This window comes from Pseudomonas sp. GW704-F2 (assembly GCF_059423025.1).
Genome location: NZ_JBWKXO010000004.1, coordinates 148,069 through 171,724 on the forward strand (window position 1 = coordinate 148,069; position 23,656 = coordinate 171,724).

General features: G+C 62.1%; 25 protein-coding genes. 17 read left to right on the forward strand and 8 right to left on the reverse strand.

The annotated features are described in order from the left end of the window. The first annotated feature begins 3 nt into the window (after window positions 1–3). The 12 genes from AC07W0_RS05285 to hemN all read left to right on the forward strand — a co-directional run bounded on the left by AC07W0_RS05285 (window position 4) and on the right by hemN (window position 12,137). Entirely contained in the window at window positions 4–210 is a 207-nt protein-coding gene (locus AC07W0_RS05285; protein WP_017845261.1) for a cbb3-type cytochrome oxidase subunit 3, read from the forward strand. Next, the gene (ccoP, locus tag AC07W0_RS05290) at window positions 207–1,154 is read left to right on the forward strand and encodes a cytochrome-c oxidase, cbb3-type subunit III (RefSeq protein ID WP_102617638.1); all 948 of its coding nucleotides are present in this window, start codon (window positions 207–209) and stop codon (window positions 1,152–1,154) included. Before AC07W0_RS05285 ends, ccoP (AC07W0_RS05290) begins: the two co-directional genes overlap by 4 nt. A gap of 483 nt (window positions 1,155–1,637) precedes the next feature. After that, entirely contained in the window at window positions 1,638–3,080 is a 1,443-nt protein-coding gene (gene ccoN, locus AC07W0_RS05295) for a cytochrome-c oxidase, cbb3-type subunit I (protein ID WP_017845259.1), read from the forward strand. Further along, window positions 3,080–3,688, forward strand: a complete 609-nt coding sequence (gene ccoO / locus AC07W0_RS05300; RefSeq protein ID WP_017845258.1) for a cytochrome-c oxidase, cbb3-type subunit II — start codon at window positions 3,080–3,082, stop codon at window positions 3,686–3,688. Before ccoN ends, ccoO begins: the two co-directional genes overlap by 1 nt. A gap of 6 nt (window positions 3,689–3,694) precedes the next feature. Then, window positions 3,695–3,880 (forward strand): CcoQ/FixQ family Cbb3-type cytochrome c oxidase assembly chaperone, encoded by a 186-nt coding sequence (locus AC07W0_RS05305; RefSeq protein WP_016775513.1) that lies wholly within the window; start codon window positions 3,695–3,697, stop codon window positions 3,878–3,880. Then, complete coding sequence (gene ccoP, locus AC07W0_RS05310) at window positions 3,877–4,854, forward strand: cytochrome-c oxidase, cbb3-type subunit III (RefSeq protein WP_017845257.1); 978 nt, start codon at window positions 3,877–3,879, stop codon at window positions 4,852–4,854. Before AC07W0_RS05305 ends, ccoP (AC07W0_RS05310) begins: the two co-directional genes overlap by 4 nt. A 343-nt stretch (window positions 4,855–5,197) precedes the next feature. Next, window positions 5,198–6,613 (forward strand): cytochrome c oxidase accessory protein CcoG, encoded by a 1,416-nt coding sequence (ccoG, locus tag AC07W0_RS05315; protein WP_017845256.1) that lies wholly within the window; start codon window positions 5,198–5,200, stop codon window positions 6,611–6,613. Between the two features lie 15 nt (window positions 6,614–6,628). Beyond that, window positions 6,629–7,168: a FixH family protein gene (locus AC07W0_RS05320; protein ID WP_017845255.1), complete on the forward strand. Its 540-nt coding sequence runs from the start codon at window positions 6,629–6,631 to the stop codon at window positions 7,166–7,168. A 115-nt stretch (window positions 7,169–7,283) separates the two neighbouring features. Beyond that, window positions 7,284–9,734, forward strand: coding sequence for a heavy metal translocating P-type ATPase (locus tag AC07W0_RS05325; protein WP_102617637.1), 2,451 nt, complete (start codon window positions 7,284–7,286; stop codon window positions 9,732–9,734). Between the two features lie 22 nt (window positions 9,735–9,756). Then, window positions 9,757–9,975, forward strand: a complete 219-nt coding sequence (ccoS, locus tag AC07W0_RS05330) for a cbb3-type cytochrome oxidase assembly protein CcoS (protein ID WP_057003824.1) — start codon at window positions 9,757–9,759, stop codon at window positions 9,973–9,975. Then, window positions 9,968–10,651, forward strand: coding sequence for a sulfite exporter TauE/SafE family protein (locus tag AC07W0_RS05335; protein ID WP_017845252.1), 684 nt, complete (start codon window positions 9,968–9,970; stop codon window positions 10,649–10,651). The genes ccoS and AC07W0_RS05335 overlap by 8 nt, the downstream gene beginning before the upstream one ends. Window positions 10,652–10,754: 103 nt before the next feature. Next, window positions 10,755–12,137, forward strand: coding sequence for an oxygen-independent coproporphyrinogen III oxidase (gene hemN / locus AC07W0_RS05340; protein WP_102617636.1), 1,383 nt, complete (start codon window positions 10,755–10,757; stop codon window positions 12,135–12,137). Between the two features lie 5 nt (window positions 12,138–12,142). Here the strand turns inward: hemN and AC07W0_RS05345 are convergent, their stop codons facing one another. Beyond that, window positions 12,143–12,640, reverse strand: coding sequence for a hypothetical protein (locus AC07W0_RS05345; protein ID WP_102617635.1), 498 nt, complete (start codon window positions 12,638–12,640; stop codon window positions 12,143–12,145). A gap of 155 nt (window positions 12,641–12,795) precedes the next feature. Here AC07W0_RS05345 and fnr point away from each other — a divergent pair, with 155 nt between their 5' ends. Together fnr and AC07W0_RS05355 are read left to right on the forward strand one after the other, a co-directional pair. Then, complete coding sequence (fnr, locus tag AC07W0_RS05350) at window positions 12,796–13,530, forward strand: fumarate/nitrate reduction transcriptional regulator Fnr (protein WP_017845249.1); 735 nt, start codon at window positions 12,796–12,798, stop codon at window positions 13,528–13,530. 81 nt (window positions 13,531–13,611) lie between these two features. Continuing rightward, window positions 13,612–14,160: an adenine phosphoribosyltransferase gene (locus AC07W0_RS05355; protein ID WP_017845248.1), complete on the forward strand. Its 549-nt coding sequence runs from the start codon at window positions 13,612–13,614 to the stop codon at window positions 14,158–14,160. Between the two features lie 70 nt (window positions 14,161–14,230). Here the strand turns inward: AC07W0_RS05355 and recR are convergent, their stop codons facing one another. From recR to dnaX, 4 genes are all read right to left on the reverse strand, one after another. Next, on the reverse strand, window positions 14,231–14,833 hold the full coding sequence (gene recR, locus AC07W0_RS05360) for a recombination mediator RecR (protein WP_017845247.1): 603 nt from the start codon (window positions 14,831–14,833) through the stop codon (window positions 14,231–14,233). Window positions 14,834–14,899: 66 nt separating this feature from the next. Continuing rightward, entirely contained in the window at window positions 14,900–15,934 is a 1,035-nt protein-coding gene (gene curA / locus AC07W0_RS05365; protein WP_102617634.1) for an NADPH-dependent curcumin/dihydrocurcumin reductase, read from the reverse strand. Between the two features lie 169 nt (window positions 15,935–16,103). After that, entirely contained in the window at window positions 16,104–16,442 is a 339-nt protein-coding gene (locus AC07W0_RS05370; protein WP_017527493.1) for a YbaB/EbfC family nucleoid-associated protein, read from the reverse strand. 43 nt (window positions 16,443–16,485) lie between these two features. Further along, the gene (gene dnaX / locus AC07W0_RS05375) at window positions 16,486–18,540 is read right to left on the reverse strand and encodes a DNA polymerase III subunit gamma/tau (protein ID WP_102617633.1); all 2,055 of its coding nucleotides are present in this window, start codon (window positions 18,538–18,540) and stop codon (window positions 16,486–16,488) included. Window positions 18,541–18,673: 133 nt separating this feature from the next. Here dnaX and AC07W0_RS05380 point away from each other — a divergent pair, with 133 nt between their 5' ends. Next, window positions 18,674–19,435, forward strand: a complete 762-nt coding sequence (locus AC07W0_RS05380) for a substrate-binding periplasmic protein (RefSeq protein WP_046489422.1) — start codon at window positions 18,674–18,676, stop codon at window positions 19,433–19,435. Window positions 19,436–19,486: 51 nt separating this feature from the next. Then, complete coding sequence (locus AC07W0_RS05385) at window positions 19,487–19,858, forward strand: VOC family protein (protein ID WP_046489421.1); 372 nt, start codon at window positions 19,487–19,489, stop codon at window positions 19,856–19,858. Here AC07W0_RS05385 and AC07W0_RS05390 read toward each other — a convergent pair. Continuing rightward, entirely contained in the window at window positions 19,772–20,737 is a 966-nt protein-coding gene (locus AC07W0_RS05390; protein ID WP_102617632.1) for a DMT family transporter, read from the reverse strand. The two genes, AC07W0_RS05385 and AC07W0_RS05390, sit on opposite strands and share 87 nt — an antisense overlap. A 102-nt stretch (window positions 20,738–20,839) precedes the next feature. On the opposite strand from AC07W0_RS05390, the gene AC07W0_RS05395 reads away from it, so the two are divergent. Next, a complete protein-coding gene (locus AC07W0_RS05395; protein ID WP_017845241.1) occupies window positions 20,840–21,709 on the forward strand; it encodes a LysR family transcriptional regulator in 870 nt (289 codons plus the stop codon). Between the two features lie 7 nt (window positions 21,710–21,716). Here the strand turns inward: AC07W0_RS05395 and AC07W0_RS05400 are convergent, their stop codons facing one another. Together AC07W0_RS05400 and AC07W0_RS05405 are read right to left on the reverse strand one after the other, a co-directional pair. Next, the gene (locus tag AC07W0_RS05400) at window positions 21,717–22,307 is read right to left on the reverse strand and encodes an SH3 domain-containing protein (protein ID WP_102617631.1); all 591 of its coding nucleotides are present in this window, start codon (window positions 22,305–22,307) and stop codon (window positions 21,717–21,719) included. 1 nt (window position 22,308) lies between these two features. Beyond that, window positions 22,309–23,355 (reverse strand): N-acetylmuramidase family protein, encoded by a 1,047-nt coding sequence (locus AC07W0_RS05405; RefSeq protein WP_102617630.1) that lies wholly within the window; start codon window positions 23,353–23,355, stop codon window positions 22,309–22,311. Window positions 23,356–23,656 lie beyond the last annotated feature (301 nt).

Consider the following 23,656-nt stretch of genomic DNA (forward strand, 5'->3'; position numbering starts at 1 on the left):
GCCATGGGATTTGAATTCGATGCGGGCACCATCCGCGGCCTCGGCACGCTAGTCGTCGCCATCGCCTTTATCGGCCTCTCGCTGTGGGTATTCAACAACCGACGCAATGCGGAATTCGAGCAGGCACGCCTGCTGCCGTTTGCCGACGAACCCACCGCCACCCCATCCGACGCTCAAGAAGCGCCTGCAACAAGGAGCAATCGGCCATGACTACCTTCTGGAGTACATGGATCTGCGTACTGACCATCGGCAGCCTGATCGGCCTGACCTGGCTGCTGTTCGGCACCCGCAAGGGCGAGACCAAGGGCAGTGTCGACCAGACCATGGGCCACGCCTTCGACGGCATTGAGGAATACGACAACCCGCTGCCTCAGTGGTGGTTCATGCTGTTCGCCGGCACCCTGCTGTTCGCCGTCGGCTACTTGATCCTCTACCCGGGCCTGGGCAACTGGAAAGGCGTCCTGCCGGGCTATGAAGGCGGCTGGACCTCGACCAAGGAATGGGACAAGGAAATGGCCAAGGCCGACGCCAAGTTCGGGCCGATCTTCGCCAAATTCTCGGCCATGCCAGTGGAAGAAGTCGCTAAAGACCCACAAGCGCTGAAAATGGGCGGGCGCCTGTTCGCCTCCAACTGCGCGGTGTGCCACGGCTCGGATGCCAAGGGCGCGTATGGCTTCCCGAACCTGGCGGACAATAACTGGCGCTGGGGCGGCTCCGCCGAGGCGATCAAGACCACCATCATGGGCGGTCGCCACGCGGCGATGCCGGCCTGGGGCGAAGTGCTGGGCGAAGACGGTGTGAAAAACGTCGCCGCCTATGTGCGTCACGACCTGGCCAAGCTGCCACTGCCAGCCGACAGCGGCGCCGACCTGGTCGCCGGCCAAGCCACGTTCAACACCACCTGCGTGGCCTGCCACGGTCCGCAAGGCCACGGTGTCGAAACCATGGGCGCGCCGAACCTGACCGCGCCAAGCGGCTTTATCTACGGCACCAGCCTGGCGCAGTTGCAGCAAACCATTCGCCACGGCCGCCAAGGCCAGATGCCGGCGCAGGAAGTGCTGCAAGGCAATGACAAGGTTCACCTGCTGGCCGCTTATGTTTACAGCCTCTCCCACAACGCTGACGGCGCAACGCCGCAACGCCAGGCAGAGTAACGCTCCACCCCTGAACTGCCGCCCCTGATCCGGGGGCGGTAGCTCAACCTTCCTACGCGACCAAGTGTCGCACCCTTCCAAAGCACTGCTTTCCCCTCCTGCCATTCGGGTCTACGCTTGTCTGCACAGCGGATCGGTACAGACCGGTCGACGGTCGACTTGCACGCGCTGGGTTGCACACTTCTGCAGGGATGACAGGCGCAAAGGCTGGCAGCGACCGGCTGTCGTGCCACTGACCGTTCATCGCTTCAGCAGCGTGTCGACACACAGCGAGTCACCCGTCGACGCGTCACGCAAAAATTCCTGTCCGATCGATCAGTTTTTGATTTCGGATTTTGTCCTTACATCAAACATGGAAAGGGCGCAGAATCTGGCGTGGCACGCATTGACACAGGTCACCCTTGCGTTGCAATGGCACCTCGGTTTCTACATACTTGCGACCGATTTTTACCTATAAAAAAACCTAAACCGTGGAACCTTAGAATGAGCACAGCAATCAGTCCGACTGCTTATAACTATAAGGTAGTCCGCCAGTTCGCCATCATGACGGTGGTCTGGGGGATCCTTGGCATGGGGCTCGGGGTCTTCATCGCCTCGCAACTGGTCTGGCCGGAATTGAATTTCGGCCTGCCATGGACGACCTTTGGCCGCCTACGCCCGCTGCACACTAACCTGGTGATTTTCGCCTTCGGCGGATGTGCATTATTTGCCACCTCCTACTATGTCGTGCAGCGAACCTGCCAGACGCGACTGATTTCCGACGGCCTCGCCGCCTTCACCTTCTGGGGATGGCAAGCCGTGATCGTCGGGGCCGGCATCTCGTTGCCGCTGGGCTACACCACCACCAAGGAATACGCCGAGCTGGAATGGCCCATCGCCATTTTGCTCGCGATTGTCTGGGTGATCTACGCGGTGGTGTTCTTCGGCACCATCGCCAAGCGCAAGACCAAGCACATCTATGTGGGTAACTGGTTCTACGGTGCCTTCATCCTGGTGACGGCGATGCTGCACATCGTCAACCATGCGTCGTTGCCGGTCACCCTGTTCAAGTCCTATTCGGCCTACGCCGGAGCGACGGATGCGATGATCCAGTGGTGGTACGGCCACAACGCCGTGGGGTTCTTCCTCACCACCGGTTTCCTGGGGATGATGTACTACTTCGTGCCGAAACAGGCCGAACGTCCCATCTACTCTTACCGTCTGTCCATCGTCCACTTCTGGGCGCTGATCACCCTGTACATCTGGGCCGGTCCGCACCACCTGCACTACACCGCGCTGCCGGATTGGGCACAGTCGTTGGGCATGGCGATGTCGATCATCCTGCTGGCGCCAAGCTGGGGCGGCATGATCAACGGCATGATGACCCTCTCGGGCGCCTGGCATAAGCTGCGCACCGACCCGATCCTGCGCTTCCTGGTCGTCTCGCTGGCGTTCTACGGCATGTCGACCTTCGAAGGGCCGATGATGGCGATCAAGACCGTCAACTCGCTGTCGCACTACACCGACTGGACCATCGGCCACGTACACGCCGGTGCGCTCGGCTGGGTAGCGATGATCTCCATCGGCGCGCTGTACCACATGATCCCGAAAATCTTCGGGCGTGCGCAGATGCACAGCGTCGGGTTGATCAATACGCACTTCTGGCTGGCCACCATCGGCACCGTGCTCTACATCGCCTCGATGTGGGTCAACGGCATTACCCAAGGCCTGATGTGGCGTGCGATCAACGATGACGGCACCCTCACCTACTCCTTCGTCGAAGCGCTGCAAGCCAGCCACCCGGGCTACATCGTCCGTGCCCTGGGCGGCGCGTTCTTTGCCTCCGGCATGCTGTTCATGGCCTACAACGTCTGGCGCACCGTGCGTGCCTCCGACCCTGCAGAAGCCGAAGCCGCCGCCAAGATCGCCGTTGTGGGAGCCCACTGATGAAGCACGAAGTAGTCGAGAAGAATATCGGCCTGCTGGCCTTCTTCATGGTCATCGCCGTGAGTATCGGCGGCCTGACCCAGATCGTTCCGCTGTTCTTCCAGGACGTGACCAACAAGCCGGTCGAAGGCATGAAACCGCGTACCGCCCTTGAACTGGAAGGCCGCGACATCTACATCGCCAACGGCTGTGTCGGCTGCCACTCGCAGATGATCCGTCCGTTCCGCGCCGAAACCGAACGTTATGGCCACTACTCCGTGGCCGGTGAAAGCGTGTGGGACCACCCGTTCCTGTGGGGTTCCAAGCGCACCGGGCCGGACCTGGCCCGTGTCGGCGGACGCTACTCCGATGACTGGCAACGCGCGCACTTGTACAACCCGCGCAACGTTGTGCCTGAGTCGAAAATGCCGGCGTACCCGTTCCTCGTGGAAAACAAGCTCGACGGCAAGGACACCGCGAAGAAGATGGAAGTCTTGCGCACCCTGGGCGTGCCCTACACCGACGAAGACATCGCCGGTGCAGCCGCAGCCGTGAAGGGCAAGACCGAAATGGACGCATTGGTGGCCTACCTGCAAGGCCTTGGCACCATCATCAAAAGCAAACGGTGATTCTTCATGGATATCGGGATGATTCGTGGCCTGGGCACCGTTGTCGTGATGGTGGCCTTTATCGGCCTGGCGCTGTGGGTGTTCAGCCCCAAGCGCAAGTCGGAGTTTGACGACGCAACCATGCTGCCCTTTGCGGATGACCCCGAAGCCATCAAGCACGTCGAGCAAGCTTCTAGGAGTAACAAAGAATGACTACGTTCTGGAGTCTGTACGTCACAGTCCTCAGTCTGGGTACCATTTTCGCCCTGACCTGGCTGCTGCTGTCGACCCGCAAGGGCCAGCGCGCCGAGCAAACGGACGAGACCGTCGGCCACTCGTTCGACGGTATCGAGGAGTACGACAACCCACTGCCGAAATGGTGGTTCATGCTGTTCGTCGGCACCATCGTCTTCGCCCTCGGCTACCTGGTGCTATACCCCGGCCTGGGCAATTGGAAAGGCCTGCTGCCGGGCTACAACTACCTCGACAACGACAAGCAGACCGCCTTCGCCAACGGCCAGACCGGCTGGACCGGCGTGCATGAGTGGGAAAAGGAAATGGCCAGGTCGGACGCCAAGTTCGGGCCGATCTTCGCCAAATTCGCCGCGATGCCGATTGAGGAGGTTGCCAAAGACCCGCAAGCCCTGAAGATGGGCGGCCGTCTGTTTGCCTCCAACTGCTCGGTATGCCACGGTTCGGACGCCAAGGGAGCCTACGGCTTCCCCAACCTGACCGACGCCGACTGGCGCTGGGGCGGCGAGCCCGCGACCATCAAGGAAACCATCATGAAAGGCCGCCACGCGGTGATGCCGGCCTGGGCCGAAGTCATCGGCGAACAAGGCGTGGCCGACGTGGCGGGCTTCGTGGTGACCAACCTTGACGGCCGCAAACTGCCGGAAGGCGCCAAGGCCGACGTGGCCAACGGCGGGAAACTCTTCGCCGCCAACTGCGTGGCCTGCCACGGCCCGGCCGGTAAAGGCACACCCGCCATGGGCGCACCCGACCTGACTCACCCGGGCGCGTTCATCTACGGTTCAAGCTTCGCCCAACTGCAGCAGACCATCCGCTACGGCCGCCAGGGCCAGATGCCTGCACAGGAATTACTGCAAGGGAACGACAAGGTGCATTTGCTGGCCGCATATGTTTACAGCTTGTCCCATGGGGATAAGAAGGCTCAAGAGCAGTAAGCTTCATCAGAAACACAAAAGCCCCGTACAGTACAAACTGGCGGGGCTTTTTTCTGGCAGCTATACGGGCCAATGAAATCGATGCGTTGATCGCCGCTACTGCTCTGGTTCATGGGTTAACCCATGGGACGAATGACCGCTCCACGCGCAAAAACCGTCCATACTTCACAAGTCAATTGATCCACGTCACCTACACCATCAATTGATTTCCCCCAACGCGACCAAAGGTCGCACCCTTTGCGCGTCATCGGGGGCGTATCATTACGCCACTGCAAGACCCTTCATTTGACCCCGACCGGCACGTACTGGCCGAGGCAAATCTCCACCGCCGTGGGATGCAATGATGAGCAAGCAAATACCGGTACAAGACGTTACTCCACCTGCCAAAAACTCCAACAACGGTGTCGACCTCTACGCGTCGCGAGAGAAAATCTACACCCGCGCCTTCACGGGCCTGTTCCGCAACCTGCGCATGCTTGGCGGCGCCGGTCTGTTCCTGCTCTACTTCGGCACGGTGTGGCTGAACTGGGGTGGTCACCAGGCCGTGTGGTGGGACCTGCCGGAACGTAAGTTCTTCATTTTCGGTGCGACCTTCTGGCCCCAGGACTTCATCCTCCTCTCGGGCATCCTGATCGTCGCGGCCTTCGGCCTGTTCTTCATCACGGTGTACGCGGGGCGCATCTGGTGCGGGTATACCTGCCCGCAAAGCGTGTGGACGTGGATCTTCATGTGGTGCGAAAAAGTCACCGAAGGCGACCGTAACCAGCGCATCAAGCTGGACAAGGCGCCGATGGGCGCCAACAAGTTCCTGCGCAAGTTCAGCAAACACACGCTGTGGCTGCTGATCGGTTTTGTCACCGGCATGACCTTCGTCGGTTATTTCTCGCCGATCCGCGAACTGGTGTTCGACTTCTTCACCGGCCAGGCCGATGGCTGGTCGTATTTCTGGGTCGGTTTCTTCACGCTCGCCACCTACGGCAACGCCGGCTGGCTGCGCGAACAGGTGTGCATCTACATGTGCCCCTATGCGCGCTTCCAAAGCGTGATGTTCGACAAAGACACCCTGATCGTCTCCTACGACCCACGTCGTGGCGAAGTGCGTGGCCCGCGTAAAAAAGGCGCCGACTACAAGGCCCAGGGCCTCGGCGATTGCATCGATTGCACAATGTGCGTGCAGGTGTGCCCGACCGGCATCGACATCCGCGATGGCCTGCAGATCGAATGCATCGGCTGCGCCGCGTGTATCGACGCCTGCGACAACATCATGGACAAGATGGATTACCCGCGCGGCCTGATCAGCTACACCACCGAGCACAACCTGTCGGGGCAGAAAACCCACAAGCTGCGTCCGCGCCTGATCGGCTATGCGCTGGTATTGCTGGCGATGATGAGCCTGTTGGCCACGGCATTTTTCATGCGTCCGCTGGTGGGTTTCGACGTCAGCAAAGACCGTGTGCTGTACCGCGAAAACGCTGAAGGACGGATCGAGAACGTCTACAGCCTGAAGATCATGAACAAAGACCAGCGCGACCACACGTATGTGCTTGATGCTGCCGGGCTGCCGGACCTCAAGCTGCAAGGCCGCCGCGAAATCAAGGTGGCTGCCGGCGACATCGTCAGCATGCCGGTCGAACTGTCGAGTGCGCCGGAGCAATTGCCGTCGAGCACCAACGAGGTGAAATTCATCCTCAAGGATGCCGATGACGCCAGCGTCCACATTGAAGCCAAGAGCCGATTCATCGGCCCACAAGTTCGTTAACGAGAGAGCTGAACAATGCCCGTAGCCACTGCCGCAAGCCCCTGGTACAAGCACCTCTGGCCCTGGATCATCATTGGTATCCTGGCCTGCTCGGTGACCTTGACCTTGTCCATGGTGACCATTGCAGTGAACAACCCGGACAACCTGGTCAACGACAACTACTACGAGGCCGGCAAAGGCATCAACCGCTCCCTGGACCGCGAACGCCTGGCCCAGACCCTGCAACTGCGCGCCAAGGTGCATCTGGATGAGCTGACCGGTGAAGTCGAACTGCACCTCACCGGCTACAGCAACCCGAGCACCCTGGAACTGAACCTGATTTCGCCGACTCAGCCCGAGAAGGACCGCAAGATCAACCTGGCCCGCAGCGACAGCGAACCCGGTCGCTACATCGGCCAGGTCACCGACAAGGTCGAAGGTCGGCGCTTCGTCGAACTGCTCGGCGTGGAAGGCGACAGGACCTGGCGCTTGTTCGAAGAAGAACAGGTCAACCACGACAAGGACTTGCTGCTCGGGGATGAACCGCTGCAGGGTGCTGAAGACCTGAAGAAGTAAACAGGCTGCGCTTCACGCATCGCGGGCAAGCCCGCTCCCACATGGACACCGCGATCCACTGTGGGAGCGGGCTTGCCCGCGATGAGGCCCTACCCGCCACCAAAGATCTAACGCCATGACCACCCCAACCCCCTGCTACCACTGCGCCCTGCCCGTTCCACCCGGTAGCCGCTTCACCGCCGTGATCCTCGGCGAGCGCCGCGAACTCTGCTGCCCGGGCTGCCAGGCCGTGGCCGAAGCGATCGTGGCGGGCGGGTTGGAAAGCTATTACCAGCACCGCAGCGAAGCCTCGGCCAACCCCGAGGCACTGCCGGTGCAATTGGTCGACGAACTGGCGCTGTACGACCGCGCCGACGTGCAAAAACCCTTCGTGCGCCACGATGGCGAACTGGCCGAAGCCACGCTGTTGATGGAAGGCATCAGTTGCGCGGCCTGTGGCTGGCTGATCGAAAAACACCTGCGCAGCCTGCCCGCCGTGGCGGAGGCGCGCCTGAACCTGTCCAACCATCGCCTGCAGGTACGCTGGGCCGACGGGCAACTGCCGCTGAGCCAACTGCTCAGTGAGCTGCGCCATATCGGTTACGCCGCCCACCCCTATCAGGCAGATCGCGCCGCCGAGCAATTGGCCGGCGAAAACCGTCTGGCCTTGCGCCAACTCGGCGTTGCCGGGTTGCTGTGGTTCCAGGCGATGATGGCGACCATGGCCACCTGGCCGGAATTCAATATCGACCTCAGCGCCGAACTGCACGTCATCCTGCGCTGGGTCGCGATGTTTCTGACCACGCCCATCGTGTTCTACAGCTGTGCGCCGTTTTTCAAGGGCGCCATGCGCGACCTGCGCACCCGCCACCTGACCATGGACGTGTCGGTATCCCTGGCCATTGGCGGGGCTTACCTGGCCGGCATCTGGACCGCGATCACCGGCGTCGGTGAACTGTATTTCGATGCAGTGGGCATGTTCGCGCTGTTCCTGCTGGCCGGCCGCTACCTGGAGCGGCGGGCCCGCGAACGCACGGCGGCCGCTACCGCGCAGTTGGTCAACCTGCTGCCTGCCTCATGCCTGCGTTTGAACGCTGAAGGCCAGAGCGAACGCATCCTGCTCCCCGAGCTGGCCCTGGGCGACCGCGTGCTGGTTCATCCCGGTGCCGTGCTGCCGGCGGACGGGGTGATTCTCGACGGCCAGTCGAGCATCGACGAATCCCTGCTCACCGGCGAATACCTGCCGCAACCGCGTCAAGTCGGCGATGCGGTAACGGCCGGCACCCTCAACGTCGAGGGCGCGCTGACCGTCGAAGTGCGCGCCCTGGGCCATGACACGCGCCTGTCCGCCATCGTGCGCCTGCTGGAGCGGGCCCAGGCCGAGAAACCGCACCTGGCGCAAATCGCCGATCGCGCCGCACAGTGGTTCCTGCTCGGCTCGCTGGTCGCCGCCGTGCTGATCGGCTTGTTGTGGTGGCAGTTGGACGCGTCGCGGGCGTTCTGGATCGTCCTGGCAATGCTGGTGGCGACCTGCCCGTGCGCGCTGTCGCTGGCCACGCCGACCGCCCTGACCGCCGCCACCGGCACCCTGCACAAACTCGGCCTGCTGCTGACCCGCGGCCATGTGCTGGAAGGCCTGAACCAGATCGACACGGTGATTTTCGACAAGACCGGCACCCTCACCGAAGGGCGCCTGGCGCTGCGTGCGATCCGCCCACTGGGAGCGTTGAACAGCGACCAGTGCCTGGGCCTCGCCGCCGCCCTGGAAAATCGCTCAGAACACCCGATCGCCCGTGCCTTCGGGCGCGCGCCCCTGGCCGCCGACGAAGTGCTCAGTGCCCCCGGCCTCGGCCTGGAAGGCTGGGTGGGCGAACGTCAACTGCGCATCGGCCAGCCGGGCTATGTGTGTGAACTCAGCGGCTGCCCGATCCCCGCCGCGCCGGATGAAGCCGGGCAATGGCTGCTGTTGGGCGACCGCGACGGCGCCCTCGCCTGGTTCGTCCTGGATGACCGCCTGCGCAGCGACGCCCCGGCCCTGCTGGCGGCCTGCAAGGCACGCGGTTGGCGCACGCTGCTGCTGTCGGGCGACAGTTCGCCGATGGTCGCCAGCGTCGCCGCCGAACTGGGCATCGACGAAGCCCACGGCGGCCTGCGCCCCGATGACAAGCTGCAAGTGCTGCAACAACTGCACAAAGAAGGGCGCAAAGTGCTGATGCTCGGCGACGGGGTGAACGATGTGCCGGTGCTGGCCGCCGCCGATATCAGCGTGGCCATGGGCTCGGCCACCGACCTGGCAAAAACCAGCGCCGACGCGGTGCTGCTGTCCAACCGCCTCGACGCCCTGGTGCAAGCGTTTACCTTGGCGCGGCGCACCCGTCGGGTGATCATGGAGAATCTGCTGTGGGCCGGGCTGTACAATGGCCTTATGCTGCCGTTTGCCGCGCTCGGCTGGATCACGCCGATCTGGGCCGCGGTCGGCATGTCCCTCAGTTCGTTGACCGTGGTGCTCAACGCCCTGCGCCTGACTCGCCTGCCGAGCGCGCCGACCGCCAGCACCCTCTCAGTAACCCGCCCGTTGCCGGCTTGAGCCGCGCGGGCATGGAGTGCAGATGCCAGCTTTATACGTGATGATTCCGGCGGCGCTGCTGATTGTGGCCATCGCCATCTACATCTTCTTCTGGGCGGTGGACAGCGGCCAGTACGACGACCTCGACGGCCCGGCCCACAGCGTGCTGTTCGACGATCAGGACCCAAACCACCTGGCCGCCGTCGACGAGGCCAACAGCCCCGAGCCCCCGGCCGACCCGAAAGATCCGCCCCATGCTTGATCTGGCGCCGCTGCTGGTCTCCGCGCTGATCCTTGGCCTGCTGGGGGGCGGCCATTGCCTGGGCATGTGCGGCGGCCTGATGGGTGCGCTGACGCTGGCGATCCCCAAGGAACAACGCAGCCGCAGGTTCCGCCTGCTGCTCGCGTACAACCTGGGGCGCATCCTCAGCTACGCCACCGCCGGCCTGCTGCTTGGCCTGGCCGGCTGGGCCGTGGCCAACAGCCCGGCGGCGATGTTCATGCGCGTGCTGGCCGGCCTGCTGCTGATCAGCATGGGCCTGTACCTGGCCGGCTGGTGGAGCGGCCTCACCCGCATCGAAAGCCTCGGTCGCGGCCTGTGGCGGCACATCCAGCCGGTTGCCAACCGTTTGCTGCCGGTGTCCAGCCTGCCCCGCGCCCTGCTGTTGGGCGCGCTGTGGGGCTGGTTGCCGTGCGGGTTGGTCTACAGCACCCTGCTGTGGGCCGCCAGCCAAGGCAATGCGCTGGACAGTGCGGTGCTGATGCTGGCGTTCGGCCTGGGTACCTGGCCAGTGCTGCTGGCGACCGGGCTGGCCGCCGAACGCGTCACGGCATTGTTGCGCAAACGCAGTGTGCGTACCGCCGGCGGTGTGCTGGTAATTCTGTTCGGTATCTGGACCTTGCCCGGCCCCCATCAGCACTGGCTAATGGGCCACTAAAAGGCCATGTGGCATAGCGCCGCTCCCCGTTGACGCAAATCAAGATGCCATATCCGCCACGCCCCTAGACTCGGCCGACTAGTCTATCCGGGGGAACGCCCGCATGCTCGACGCCATTCGTTGGGACAGCAACCTGATTCATCGCTACGATTTGGCGGGGCCACGCTACACGTCCTACCCCACCGCAGTGCAATTCGACAGCCAGGTCGGCTCCTTCGACCTGCTCCACGCCCTGCGCGACAGCCGCAAGGCTGCACGCCCGTTGTCGCTGTATGTGCACGTGCCGTTCTGCGCCAACATCTGCTACTACTGCGCCTGCAACAAAGTCATCACCAAGGACCGCGGCCGCGCCCAGCCCTACCTGCAGCGCCTGGAACAAGAGATCCAACTGATCGCCTGCCACCTCGATCCGAAACAGACCGTGGAGCAGCTGCATTTCGGCGGTGGTACCCCGACTTTTCTCAGCCATGACGAACTGCGCCAGGTGATGGCCTGCCTGCGCAAGCATTTCAACCTGCTCGATGACGATTCCGGCGACTACAGCATCGAGATCGACCCGCGCGAAGCCGACTGGGCAACCATGGGCCTGCTGCGCGAGCTGGGCTTCAACCGCGTCAGTATCGGCCTGCAAGACCTCGACCCGGAAGTGCAACGGGCGGTCAATCGCCTGCAAAGCCTGGAAGAAACCCGCGCCGTGATTGATGCCGCGCGCACCTTGCAGTACCGCTCGATCAATATCGACCTGATCTACGGCCTGCCCAAGCAAACCCCGATCAACTTCGCACGCACCGTGGAAGAAGTGATCAAGTTGCAACCGGATCGCCTGTCGGTGTTCAACTACGCGCACTTGCCGGAACGCTTCATGCCTCAGCGGCGGATCAACCCCGATGACCTGCCGTCCCCGGCGGCAAAACTGCAGATGCTGCAAACCACCATCGAACAGTTGACCGACGCCGGCTACCGCTACATCGGCATGGACCACTTCGCGCTACCGGACGACGAATTGGCCATTGCCCAGGAAGAAGGCACCCTGCAACGCAACTTCCAGGGCTACACCACCCACGGCCATTGCGACCTGATCGGGCTCGGGGTGTCGGCCATCAGCCAGATCGGCGATCTGTATTGCCAGAACACCAGCGACCTCAATAGCTACCAGAACGCCCTGGCCGACGCGCAACTGGCGACCAACCGCGGCCTGGTCTGCACCACGGACGATCGGTTGCGGCGGGAAGTGATTCAGCAATTGATCTGTAATTTCAGCCTGACATTCGAGCAGATCGAACAGGCGTTCAATATCGATTTTCGCGGCTACTTCGACGAGATCTGGCCGCAACTCGAAACGATGGCCGACGACGGCCTGATCGAACTGGACGCACAAGGCATTCGCGTTCTACCGGCCGGGCGGCTGCTGGTGCGCTCGGTGTGCATGGTGTTCGATGCCTACCTGGAACATCAGAACCGGCAGCGCTTTTCGCGGGTGATCTGAAGGTTCTATGCCATCGCCAGGGAGGCCGCCTTCATGGCGTCTTCGCCGCTCAGGCCTTTCATGGCTTTGGCCAGCGAGGCTTGCGCGGTCACCAGGCTCGCCTGCAGTGCGCTGAGTGAGGCTTGCAGGTTGCTGGCCTTGACCCGCGCCTGGTCAGGCGTCAGGCCCGTGTCCGCCATCACAGCAGCCAGCTCGGCCTGTTTCTTGGCGATCTGCTCCTTGATCTGACGGATCATTTTCAGCGTCTGCTGAATGTTATCCGGCAAGCCACTCTCTTCGATATCGCTGTTGGCTTTCTTCGCGGTACCCACAGCCTTCAATGCCGCTCCGGAAATAGTCACGGTCACGCCCTCGACCGCCTTGGCCGGACGCAGCGGCGCCGACGTGGCGTCCTCAAGTGCTTTGGCTGCCTTGGCTTCTTTAGCCTCCGCCACCAGATCCTTGGGCTCGCGAACCGCCGGAACCGGCAGCTTGGCAGCAGAGTTTTCACCGATGGAAAGCATGATGTGAGCCTCCAGGCTCTAAGGGACACTGACTTGTATCGGGATCGATACAATAATCTTTATCCCGGCATCGGTTTTTCGTCCATGCTGGCCTCTTCTACCCACAGTGCGTTACCCTTATGTCTTATGTGTGTTTTCCCACAAGGATTTAAGAAATGTCCGAGCCCGTTAAGCTGCGCGCTAACAGCCAGGCCCATTGCAAGGATTGCAGCCTGGCCCCCCTCTGCTTACCACTTTCATTGAATCTGGAAGACATGGATGCGCTGGACGAAATCGTTAAACGTGGACGCCCACTGAAAAAAGGCGAGTTTCTATATCGCCAGGGCGACAAGTTCGATTCTGTCTATGCAGTACGTTCGGGTGCATTGAAGACCTTCAGCCTGAGCGACAGTGGCGAAGAGCAGATCACCGGCTTCCACCTGCCGAGCGAGCTGGTCGGGCTGTCGGGGATGGACACCGAGATTCATCCGGTGTCGGCTCAGGCACTGGAGACCACATCGGTGTGCGAAATTCCTTTCGAACGCCTGGACGAACTGGCCCTGCAACTGCCGCAACTGCGCCGCCAACTGATGCGTGTCATGAGCCGCGAGATCCGGGACGACCAGCAAATGATGCTGCTGTTGTCGAAGAAAACCGCCGACGAGCGCATCGCCACCTTCCTGGTCAACCTGTCGGCGCGGTTCCGTGCCCGTGGTTTCTCGGCCAACCAGTTCCGCCTGAGCATGTCGCGCAATGAAATCGGCAATTACCTGGGCCTGGCGGTGGAAACCGTGTCCCGGGTATTTACCCGTTTCCAGCAGAACGAACTGCTTGCCGCCGAAGGCAAGGAAGTACACATCCTCGACCCGATCCAGCTGTGTGCGTTGGCGGGCGGCTCCCTGGAGGGCTGATCCAGACACTTGCGGCCGCGCCAATCGGCCAGGCCGCAAGGTATACTTCGAGTCCGTTTTCCGCCCCTGGACTCTGCGACGATGACCTTCGATTCGTTCGACATCAAATCCCTGATCCGCCCTGTCATCGACTTCCCCAAGCCTGGGGTGATCTTTCGTGACATCACGCCGCTGTTCCAGTCGCCCAAGGCCCTGCGCCTGGTGGCCGACACCTTCGTCCATCGCTACGTCGAAGCCGATTTCAGCCATATCGGTGCGATGGATGCCCGGGGTTTCCTGATCGGCTCGATCATCGCCTACCAATTGAACAAACCGCTGATCCTGTTCCGCAAACAGGGCAAGCTGCCGGCCGACGTGTTGGCCGAGGGTTACCAGACCGAATACGGCGAAGCCTTCCTCGAAGTGCATGCCGACAGCCTGTGTGAAGGCGACTCGGTACTGATCTTCGATGACCTGATCGCCACCGGCGGCACGCTGATCGCCGCAGCAAACCTGGTGCGGCGCATGGGCGCGAAGGTGTTCGAAGCGGCGGCGATTATCGACCTGCCGGAACTGGGTGGCACGCAACGCCTGGAAGATATGGAGATTCCGACGTTTTGCCTGACGCAATTTGCGCTGAGCGAGCGTTGAGGATTATCACCGACACCACTCAACCCATGTGGGAGCAAGCCCCCTCCCACACCTTGACCTGCCGCGTGGCTTAAAGCGCGATGGGTTTGCGACCGGCAAACGAATGCGCCAGGGTGCCGCCGTCTACCAACTCCAGCTCGCCACCCAGCGGCACACCGTGGGCGATCCGCGACGTGACCAGGCCTTTGTTGCTCAGCAGTTGGGCAATGTAATGCGCGGTCGCTTCACCCTCCACGGTCGGGTTGGTGGCCAGGATCACTTCAGTAAACGTGCCCTGCGCTTCGATCCGCGCCACCAGTTGCGGAATGCCGATGGCTTCCGGGCCCAGGCCGTCCAACGGCGACAGATGGCCTTTGAGCACGAAATAGCGCCCGCGATAACCGGTCTGTTCCACCGCGTACACGTCCATCGGCCCTTCCACCACGCATAACAGCGTGTCATCGCGACGCGGGTCGGCGCATTGCGGGCAGAGTTCTTCCTCGGTGAGGGTGCGGCACTGGCGACAGTGACCAACGCCCTCCATGGCCTGGCTCAAGGCCTGGGCCAACCGGGTGCCGCCGCTGCGATCACGCTCCAGCAGTTGCAGCGCCATGCGCTGGGCGGTTTTCTGGCCGACACCGGGCAAAGTGCGCAGGGCGTCGATCAGTTGGCGAATCAGGGGGCTGAAGCTCATGGGCGAAGGGTCCGACAAAACAACGAGACGCGGTTTATACCCGCGCCCCGGATTAGCGTCAAATGCTCAATCCTGCGCGACGCGCACCACCAACTTGCCGAAGTTGCGTCCTTCGAGCAAACCGATAAAGGCTTCAGGCGCGTGTTCCAGGCCGTCGACCATGTCTTCGCGGAACTTGATCTTGCCGTCGCGTACCCACGGCGCCATGGCGCTGAGGAATTCCGGCTGGCGATCGCCGTAGTCATCGAACACGATAAAGCCCTGGATACGCACGCGCTTGGTCAGCAAGGTGCGTTGCAGCGCCGGCAGTCGATCAGGGCCGCTGGGCGCTTCATGGGCGTTATAGCCGGCGATCAGCCCGCATAGCGGGATCCGCGCCTTGGGGTTGAGCAGCGGCAGCACGGCATCGAACACCTTGCCGCCGACGTTTTCAAAGTAGATATCCACGCCCTTGAAACAGGCCAGGGCCAATTCATTGGCGAAGTTCTCGCTTTTGTGGTCGATGCAGGCATCAAAGCCCAGCTCATCCACCACGTAACGGCACTTGTCGGCCCCGCCCGCGACACCCACCACGCGCAGGCCCTTGAGCTTGGCCACCTGGCCCACCACCGAGCCCACCGCACCGGACGCGGCCGCCACCACCAGGGTTTCGCCGGCCTTGGGCTGGCCGATGTCCATCAGGCCCATGTAGGCGGTCATGCCCGGCATGCCCAGCACGCCCAACGCCATCGACGGGCTGGCCAGACCGTTGGGCACCGGCATCAGGTTGCGACCGTCGCTAATGCTGTGGCTTTGCCAGCCGGTGGAGCCGACCACCAGGTCGCCCGCTTCGAATTTCGGGTTGCGCGACTGCTCGATACGGCTGACAGCGCCACCCGTCATCACTTCGTCGATTTCCACCGGAGCGGCGTAGGACGGTGCATCACTCATGCGCCCGCGCATGTAGGGGTCGAGGGACAGGTATAGCGTCTTCAACAGGACTTGGCCGTCTGCCAGTTCCGGCAGGGTCACACGTTCGAGGCGGAAGTTTTCCGCAGTTGGCGCGCCGTGAGGGCGCGAGACCAGGACAATGCGCTGGTTAAGCATCGGTTCTTGAGGCATCGGGGGGCTCCGTTATCGAGGGTCGAATTCAATGGCATCAAGTGCAGACACTGGCCAAGGCACCGAGGTTCGACAAAGTTACCCTTGCGTAGCCGCTACGCAGGGGAAAACAGCCAAAAAAAATGCCAGGCGCGATGCCTGGCATTCCAGTCTAGCTAAGACTGGCCGATCAGAACGGCAGTTTCATGCCCGGTGGCAGTTGCATGCCAGCGGTCACGCCGGACATTTTGTCCTGGCTGTTGGCTTCGATCTTGCGCACAGCGTCATTGACGGCCGCAGCGAACAGATCTTCTAGCACTTCACGGTCGTCATCGCTGACGCCTTCGAGCAGGCTCGGGTCGATGCTCACGCGCTTGATGTCGTGACGACCGGTCATCACCACGCTGACCATATCGCCACCGGCTTTACCGGTGACTTCGGCGTTGGCCAGCTCTTCCTGCATCTTGGCCATCTTTTCCTGCATCTGCTGTGCCTGCTTCATCAGGCCGGCCATGCCACCTTTCATCATGGGAATCACCTCAAAAGTACGTGGATCAATAAGTAGCCCGGTGTCATGACGCCTGGGGCACCGGGGCTTCGACAGGTTCAATAGTATCGTGACGGACGACCGCGCCGAACTGTTGCATCAATTGTTGGATGAGCGGGTCACCGTGGATCGACTCCTCAGCCTCGCGCTGGCGATTGAGGCGTCGGCGGGTTGCGGCCTGGGCCGGGGTTTCCTGCTCGGGCTTGATCAACTCGATGGTGATGCTCAGCGTGCGCTCATGATACTGGTTGAGGGCATCGTTGAGCCGGCGCTGCTGGGTCGCGTTGAACAAGGCGCTGTGGGCCGGGTCCAGGTGCAGCAACCAGTGGTCGCCCTCGATGGCGATCAGGGTGCAGTTGGCGGCGATGCTGCCGGTCATGCCGGAAATCGGCAGTTTCGGGAACAGCTCCAGCCATTGCAGGGCCAGGCCGGTGGCCGGCGCGGCAGCGGGTTCCGCTTCGGGCTCGGGGGCCGGCTCGGCGGCGTGTTCGCTGGCCAGTTCGTCCAGGTAGCTGTAGGCCGAATCGATGTCCGGCTCGATGTAGTCTTCGTCCAGCGGCGGTTCGTCGTCCAGGTCGATGCCGGGCGTTGCGGCGTCCACCTGGGCGACGGTCGGCTCGGGGACGGGCGCACTGACCCATTCCGGCGCATCCGGTACCACGCTGTCCGGCATTGGCGTAGGCATCGGCGTCAGCTCGGGCTGCTCGCCGGCGGTTTCCAGCACGGGCTCCACGGCGGGCTGCAGCTCGACCTCGGGTTCAGCCTCTGCCGGGGCATTCCAGGGCAGGTCGACCACCGGGGCCGGTTCGGGCTCGACAACCGGCACCGGCGCGATCACCGGCGCGACAACCACCGGCTCAGGCACCGGCGCAACCGGCGCAGGCGCAGCAACCGCTGGCGCGACCACCGCCGCGCCAGCCACTGATTTGGCGGAATCAACTGTGGCCTGGCTGATCCCCACTGGCTTTAGCGGCTGTCTCGGCGCGTCCGTCGCGTCGGCGGGGCGGAAGGCCAGCATGCGCAGCAGGACCATTTCGAAGCCGCCACGCGGGTCTGGTGCGAGGGGCAAGTCCCGGCGACCGATCAGGCCCATCTGGTAGTAGAACTGCACGTCTTCGGCTGGCAACGCCTGGGCCAGGGCCAACACGCGGTCGCGGTCGCCGTGGCCGTTGTCGACGCCTTCGGGCAGGGCCTGGGCGATGGCGACGCGGTGCAGCACGTTGAGGATTTCCGAGAGCACGCCGTTCCAGTCCGGGCCCTGTTCCGACAAGTGGCGCACGGCTTCGAGCAACGCCTTGGCGTCGCCTTCGATCAGCGCGTGCAGCACGTCGAACACCTGGCCGTGGTCGAGGGTGCCGAGCATGGCACGCACATCGGCGGCCATGACCTTGCCTTCACCAAAGGCAATGGCCTGGTCGGTGAGGCTCATGGCGTCACGCATCGAACCATCGGCGGCACGGCCGAGCAGCCACAGCGCGTCGTCTTCGAACGGTACGTTTTCGACACCCAGCACGTGGGTCAAGTGCTCGACCACACGCTCGGGGGTCATGTTTTTCAGGGAGAACTGCAGGCACCGCGACAAAATCGTTGCAGGGAGTTTCTGCGGGTCGGTGGTCGCCAGGATGAATTTGACGTAGGGCGGCGGCTCTTCCAGGGTTTTCAACAATGCGTTGAACGAATGACTGGAAAGCATGTGGACTTCGTCGATCAGGTAGACCTTGAAGCGGCCACGGCTCGGCGCGTACTGCACGTTATCGAGCAGCTCGCGGGTGTCTTCGACCTTGGTGCGGCTCGCGGCGTCGATCTCGATCAGGTCGACGAAACGCCCTTCGTCGATCTCGCGGCATACCGAGCAGGTACCGCAGGGCGTCGAGGTGATGCCCGTCTCACAGTTCAGGCACTTGGCAATGATTCGGGCAATGGTAGTCTTGCCGACACCGCGAGTACCGGTAAACAGGTAGGCGTGGTGCAGCCGTTGGCTGTCCAAGGCATTGATCAGAGCCTTGAGCACATGGGTCTGGCCGACCATTTCGCGGAACGAGCGCGGGCGCCATTTACGTGCAAGAACCTGATAACTCATCGAAAACCGTCGCAACTGAGAAGCGGAAGCCGGTAATGCTAGCGGAGCAAGGGGGAAATTGCATCCGGCACGCTTGCCTTATCTGCCTAAGATTGCCTGAGCGGCCCCGAAAAGGCCTGAACCCGGAGAGTGTATGCGCGTAGTCCTGGGCGCCTTATGGATGCTCACCACCGCCAGCCTTGCGGCGCCCGCGCCGTTGCGTTTCTCGGTTTCCGACAGTTGGGCGATGCCTATGGTGCAAGTGGAGGACGGCCAGCCCACCCAGGGTATTTTGTATGACCTGATGTCGAGCCTGGCCACCCAGGTCGGCCGCCCGGCCGAGTTCCACGTACTGGCGCGGGCACGCATTGCCGCGGCCATGGCCCATGGCGACATCGATGTGCGCTGTTATGTCGCCCAGGCCTGGCTCGACAACCTGTCTGGCGACTACCTCTGGAGCCTGCCGTTGCTGGTCCAGCGCAACGTATTGGTCAGCGTCCGCAACCAGCCGGTGCAATTGGCCCGGCTGGCGCCGCAGTCGATCGGAACGGTGCTCAATTACCGCTACCCCACGCTCGACCCATTGTTCGCCAAAGGCCAACTGAGGCGCGACGACGCCCGCAGCGAAGAACAAGTGCTGCACAAACTGGTGGCCGGGCGCTTCAAGTATGCGGTGAGCAATGAATGGATCGTCGACCGCTTCAACCAGCACCTGCCGATGGAACAGCGACTGCACAAAGTCGCCATCATCGAGGAGCAAAGCCTGGGCTGCGCCGTGCGCAACGACCCGGACCTGCCGGTGCAACAAATCCTGCGCACCCTGCTGCGGATGAAGATGTCAGGCGAAATCGACGACATCATCCAGCTGTACACCGGCGAAGACGCCGTGCCCCCGCACGCTCCTGACAAGAACTGACAGCGCCGTCTTTTAGACTGGGCTCAACCACCCCGTCCTCAAGGAGCCTCCATGAATACCGTCGCCCATTACTTCCTGCTGTATGTCGACAGCCCCGCCACCAGCGCCAACTTCTACAGCCGCCTGCTGGACAAGCCACCGGTTGAATTGAACCCGACCTTTGCCCTGTTCATTCTCGATAATGGCGTCAAGCTCGGCCTGTGGTCGCGCCACAGCGTAGAGCCAGCGGCCCAGGCCACGGGCGGCGGCGGCGAAGTGGGCTTCGCCCTGCCCGACCAGGCCGCCGTGGATGCTCTGCACGACCAATGGCTGGAACGTGGCGCCACGATCATCCAGTCACCGACCGTCGTGGACTTTGGCTACACCTTTGTCGCCCAGGACCTCGACGGTCATCGGTTGCGCGCGTTCTGCATGGGCGGCTGAGCTGCGCCGCCAGCGGCCTTCCAGGCTGATGGCCGCCACACTGGCGAGCACGATCATCGCGCCGAGCATCACCTGCCCGGCGACGTGCTCACCCAGCAATATCGCCGCCATCGCCATGGACACCGGCGGAATCAAGTACATCGCCACCGATGCACGGCTGACCTCGACATGCTTCAACACATAAGCCCAGGCCAGGTACGCCAAGGCACTGGGGAAAATGCCCAGCACCAGCACCGCCAGGTTTTCCGGCCAGGGCGCCTGCGCCACGGCAGCGGGCAGGCCTGGCAGGTTCACGCAGAGCATCAAGGTGCCCGACCACACCATGTAGCACGCCAGGGTCAGCGGGCTGTAGCGGTGGGCATAGTGTTTCTGGATGGCGAAATACACGCTCCATGACACCGCTGCCAGCAGGATCACCAGGCCACACGGGTCGATGTCACCCACGCCCTGCTCACCCCAGATCACCACCAGCACGCCAAGCAACCCCAGCAATACACAGCTCCAGCGCCAGACACTGACCCGCTCCCTCAAGCAAAAAAACGCGATCAGCACACTGAACAGCGGCGCCGACTGCGCCAATACACTGGACGCCGCCGCCGTGACCCATTGCTGCCCATAGTTGAGGCAAGTGTGATGCAGGAACACCCCGAAAAAACCCAGCACCAGCAACCACGGCACATCTCGCAGGCGCGGCCGACCGACATCCAGCACCAACGCGACGCCGCCCATAAACACCGAGGCGATCAAAAATCGCAGCAACGCCAGTTGACCCGGACTGTAGCTGCGCAGCCCCATGTGTACGCCAATCGGCGAATAGGCCCAGCAGAGGATCACGCTGGCGATGACTAGCGTAAGCTTTAGGCGTGACGGGGAATTCATCAACGGCATCCAGAAACAGAGAAGGAATGCCGCCAGTCTTGGCCGGGTCACGCCGTAGGACAATTAAGCGTTTCTGACTTCTGAAATCAGTGGAACTGAGCAATGGAAATGGCCCAACTGAAGATGGTGCGAGCCGTGGCGCAAACCGGCAGCGTGGCTCAGGCCGCGGCGCAATTGCATTGCGTGCCGTCGAACATCACCACGCGCATCAAACAGCTGGAAAGCGAATTGGGCACGCCACTGTTCATCCGTGCCGGACGCGGGCTGGCGATCAGCGCCGCCGGTGAAATCTTCCTCGATTACTGCGAACGCATCCTGGCCCTGGTGGACGAATCCAAACGCGCGGTGGACGCCAACGCTATCCCGCGGGGCACCTTGCGGATCGGCGCGGTAGAGTCCAGCGCCAGCGGCCGCCTGCCACCGCTGCTGGCGGAATACCATCGACGCTACCCCGACGTCAGCCTCGAACTGGTGACCGGCGCCTGGGGCCAACTGCTCGACGACCTGCAACACCACCGCCTGGACGTGGCGCTGGTGGCCGCCGGCAACAAACGCTCCAAGCTCGAACACAGCGTGGTCTACAGCGAACGCCTGGTGCTGATCGCCAGCGCCTGCAGCGCACCGATCAAGCGTGCCGAGGACCTGGCAGGGCGTACCCTGCTCGTCTGGCCGCCTGGCTGCCCTTATCGCGCGGCCTTGGAAAACTGGGTCAAGCCCCATGACTTCAAGCCGACCATCGCCAGCTATGCCAGTTGGGGCACGATCATCGGCTGCGTCAGCGCAGGGATCGGCGTGGCGCTGGCGCCGGAGGGCATTCTGGCGCGCTATGAGCAGGCCAATCAGCTGGCGTCATACCGGTTCGAAGAACTGGCGGCCGTGGATAACCTGCTGTTCTGGCACAAGGACACCCAGCGACATCTGGCCCGGGATGCATTCGCCGGGCTGCTGCGCGAAACCTTCGGCCAACCCTGAGCGAACATCAGCTTTTCGGGGCAGCCAATCGCGCGTACTGATCCTGGCTGATCCAGCCGATGAACGACCGATCCTGAGCATTGACGAACTCGACCTGGGCCCAGCCGTCCTTGAAAGCCAGCACGCCGACCACATCCCCTTTGACGATATACGCACGCTTGGCCGCCTTGGCGCGCGGGGTCTTCAGCAAGTAGGCCTTGTCGGCGGACACGGTCACCAGGCCGATCCATGGCTTGTTGGCAGTCTGGCTCAGGTCCAGGCCGGTGGCGATTTCCGGCATCAACACACTGATGCAACCGGGATGCTGGCGACCCTGTTCGACGGTCAGGGTCACGCCGTCGGACGAAGGCGCCACGCTGCCGGGGTAGGCATCGTCAAGCCAGGTGGTCAACGCGTCGGGCTGGCCTTGCAGGTAGAACGCGCAACCACGGGTCACGCCCTCGCCCAGTTCTTCGGCGTAGAAACCTTCGACCTGATGCTCGGGCGTCAACGCCAGCATCAACCCTTCGTACTTGCCCGAATGCAACACAGCGGAACCGGCGAATACCGGCGCCACCGCACACCACGACAACACACCCATCGCGAGATAACGGATCATCTTATTTTTTCCTCTCAAGTGCGTCGTAGGCTTTTTTCATGAGGTCGTCATAGTTGCCGTAGTCCTCGCCGTTATAGTTACGGGCCATGGCGGTAAAGTCTTTGGCTTTCATGGCTTTCATCAATGCCGGGCTGTGGCTGCACAAGGCGAGGAAAGCCTTTAGTTGATTACCGGCATTAACTTTTAATGCGGCAACGAACTCAAATACGCTTGTGTAACCGCATGCCGCGAAATTGAACCCCATGATCTGAAACATGCCCCATGAGGCCGACATCAAGGCAGCTTCCTGATTCAGCGCAAATGCGGTGGCCATGGTTTCCCAGGCCTTGATCTGATCCTTGTTATTGACCTGCCACTGCGGCCCCGCCTTTCTGACGTAGGGGTACGACAGCAGCGGGTGCGCCTGGTCGTAGATACGCTTGGTGTACTTGCGAAACTGGTGCCCCTCAAAGGCGATCACCGGCAACTTGGCCGGGCCAAACCCGGAACGCCCACCCGATTCCACGGTGGCGAAGGCCCTGATGATATTGACGGAAATACCATTGCCCAGTTGCGTAGCGGCGTTCTGGAAGTCGCTATCGCTCAGGGTCATGCCCCCGTCGCACGTGGCCTGAAGTATCAACTGCCGATTGCGCCGCTCGGCCTCGACCATCGCGCGCATGCGGTCCAGGTACACATTGACCGTGGCCTGCACCGCATCGCCGCTGTTGTTGCCGAACACATTGAGAAAGCTCGGGATACGCATCGTCGGGAAGGCCTTCACCGGCACCTTCACCGCTTCCTCGATCAGGCTGTTGAACGTGCGGCCGGTGGGGTCGATCACGCCATCGGGATGGGCGTACTTGAGATGACGGAACTGATACTGGCTGATGCACTGCACCAATTGGCCGTCGCACTTGCCGTTTTCAGCCAACGGAAACCCCATCTTGGGGATGATCAAATTGAATAAATACTGAATGCACTGAACATCGGCGGGCAAGTTACGGGCTTTACCGGAGGCACCAACTGAAGCACTGATAAGACGGGGTAACCCCTGCAGGCTTTTCATCACAGACATCCTTGTTAGTTAAAGAAGTGATAGCACTTCAATATCAAATCAGCGCCATTGTTATACTCTGAAACAAGTGGCCGGCGGAAACTAACAAGGTGGTTTGAGGTTGTCCAGCAGGGCTTTTAAAAGGTGTGAATTGGCTGTCGAACGATGGATAGCGGTTGGAATTATCTTCCGCCGATTATCTACCACCCTCAGGAACGCCCAGGATGCGAGGGAGTCATCCCCGCCAGCTTTACATAGCGCTTTCGTCATTTCTCTTTAGTATGCTGTACCCCCCGGAATGCAGAGGGATAGA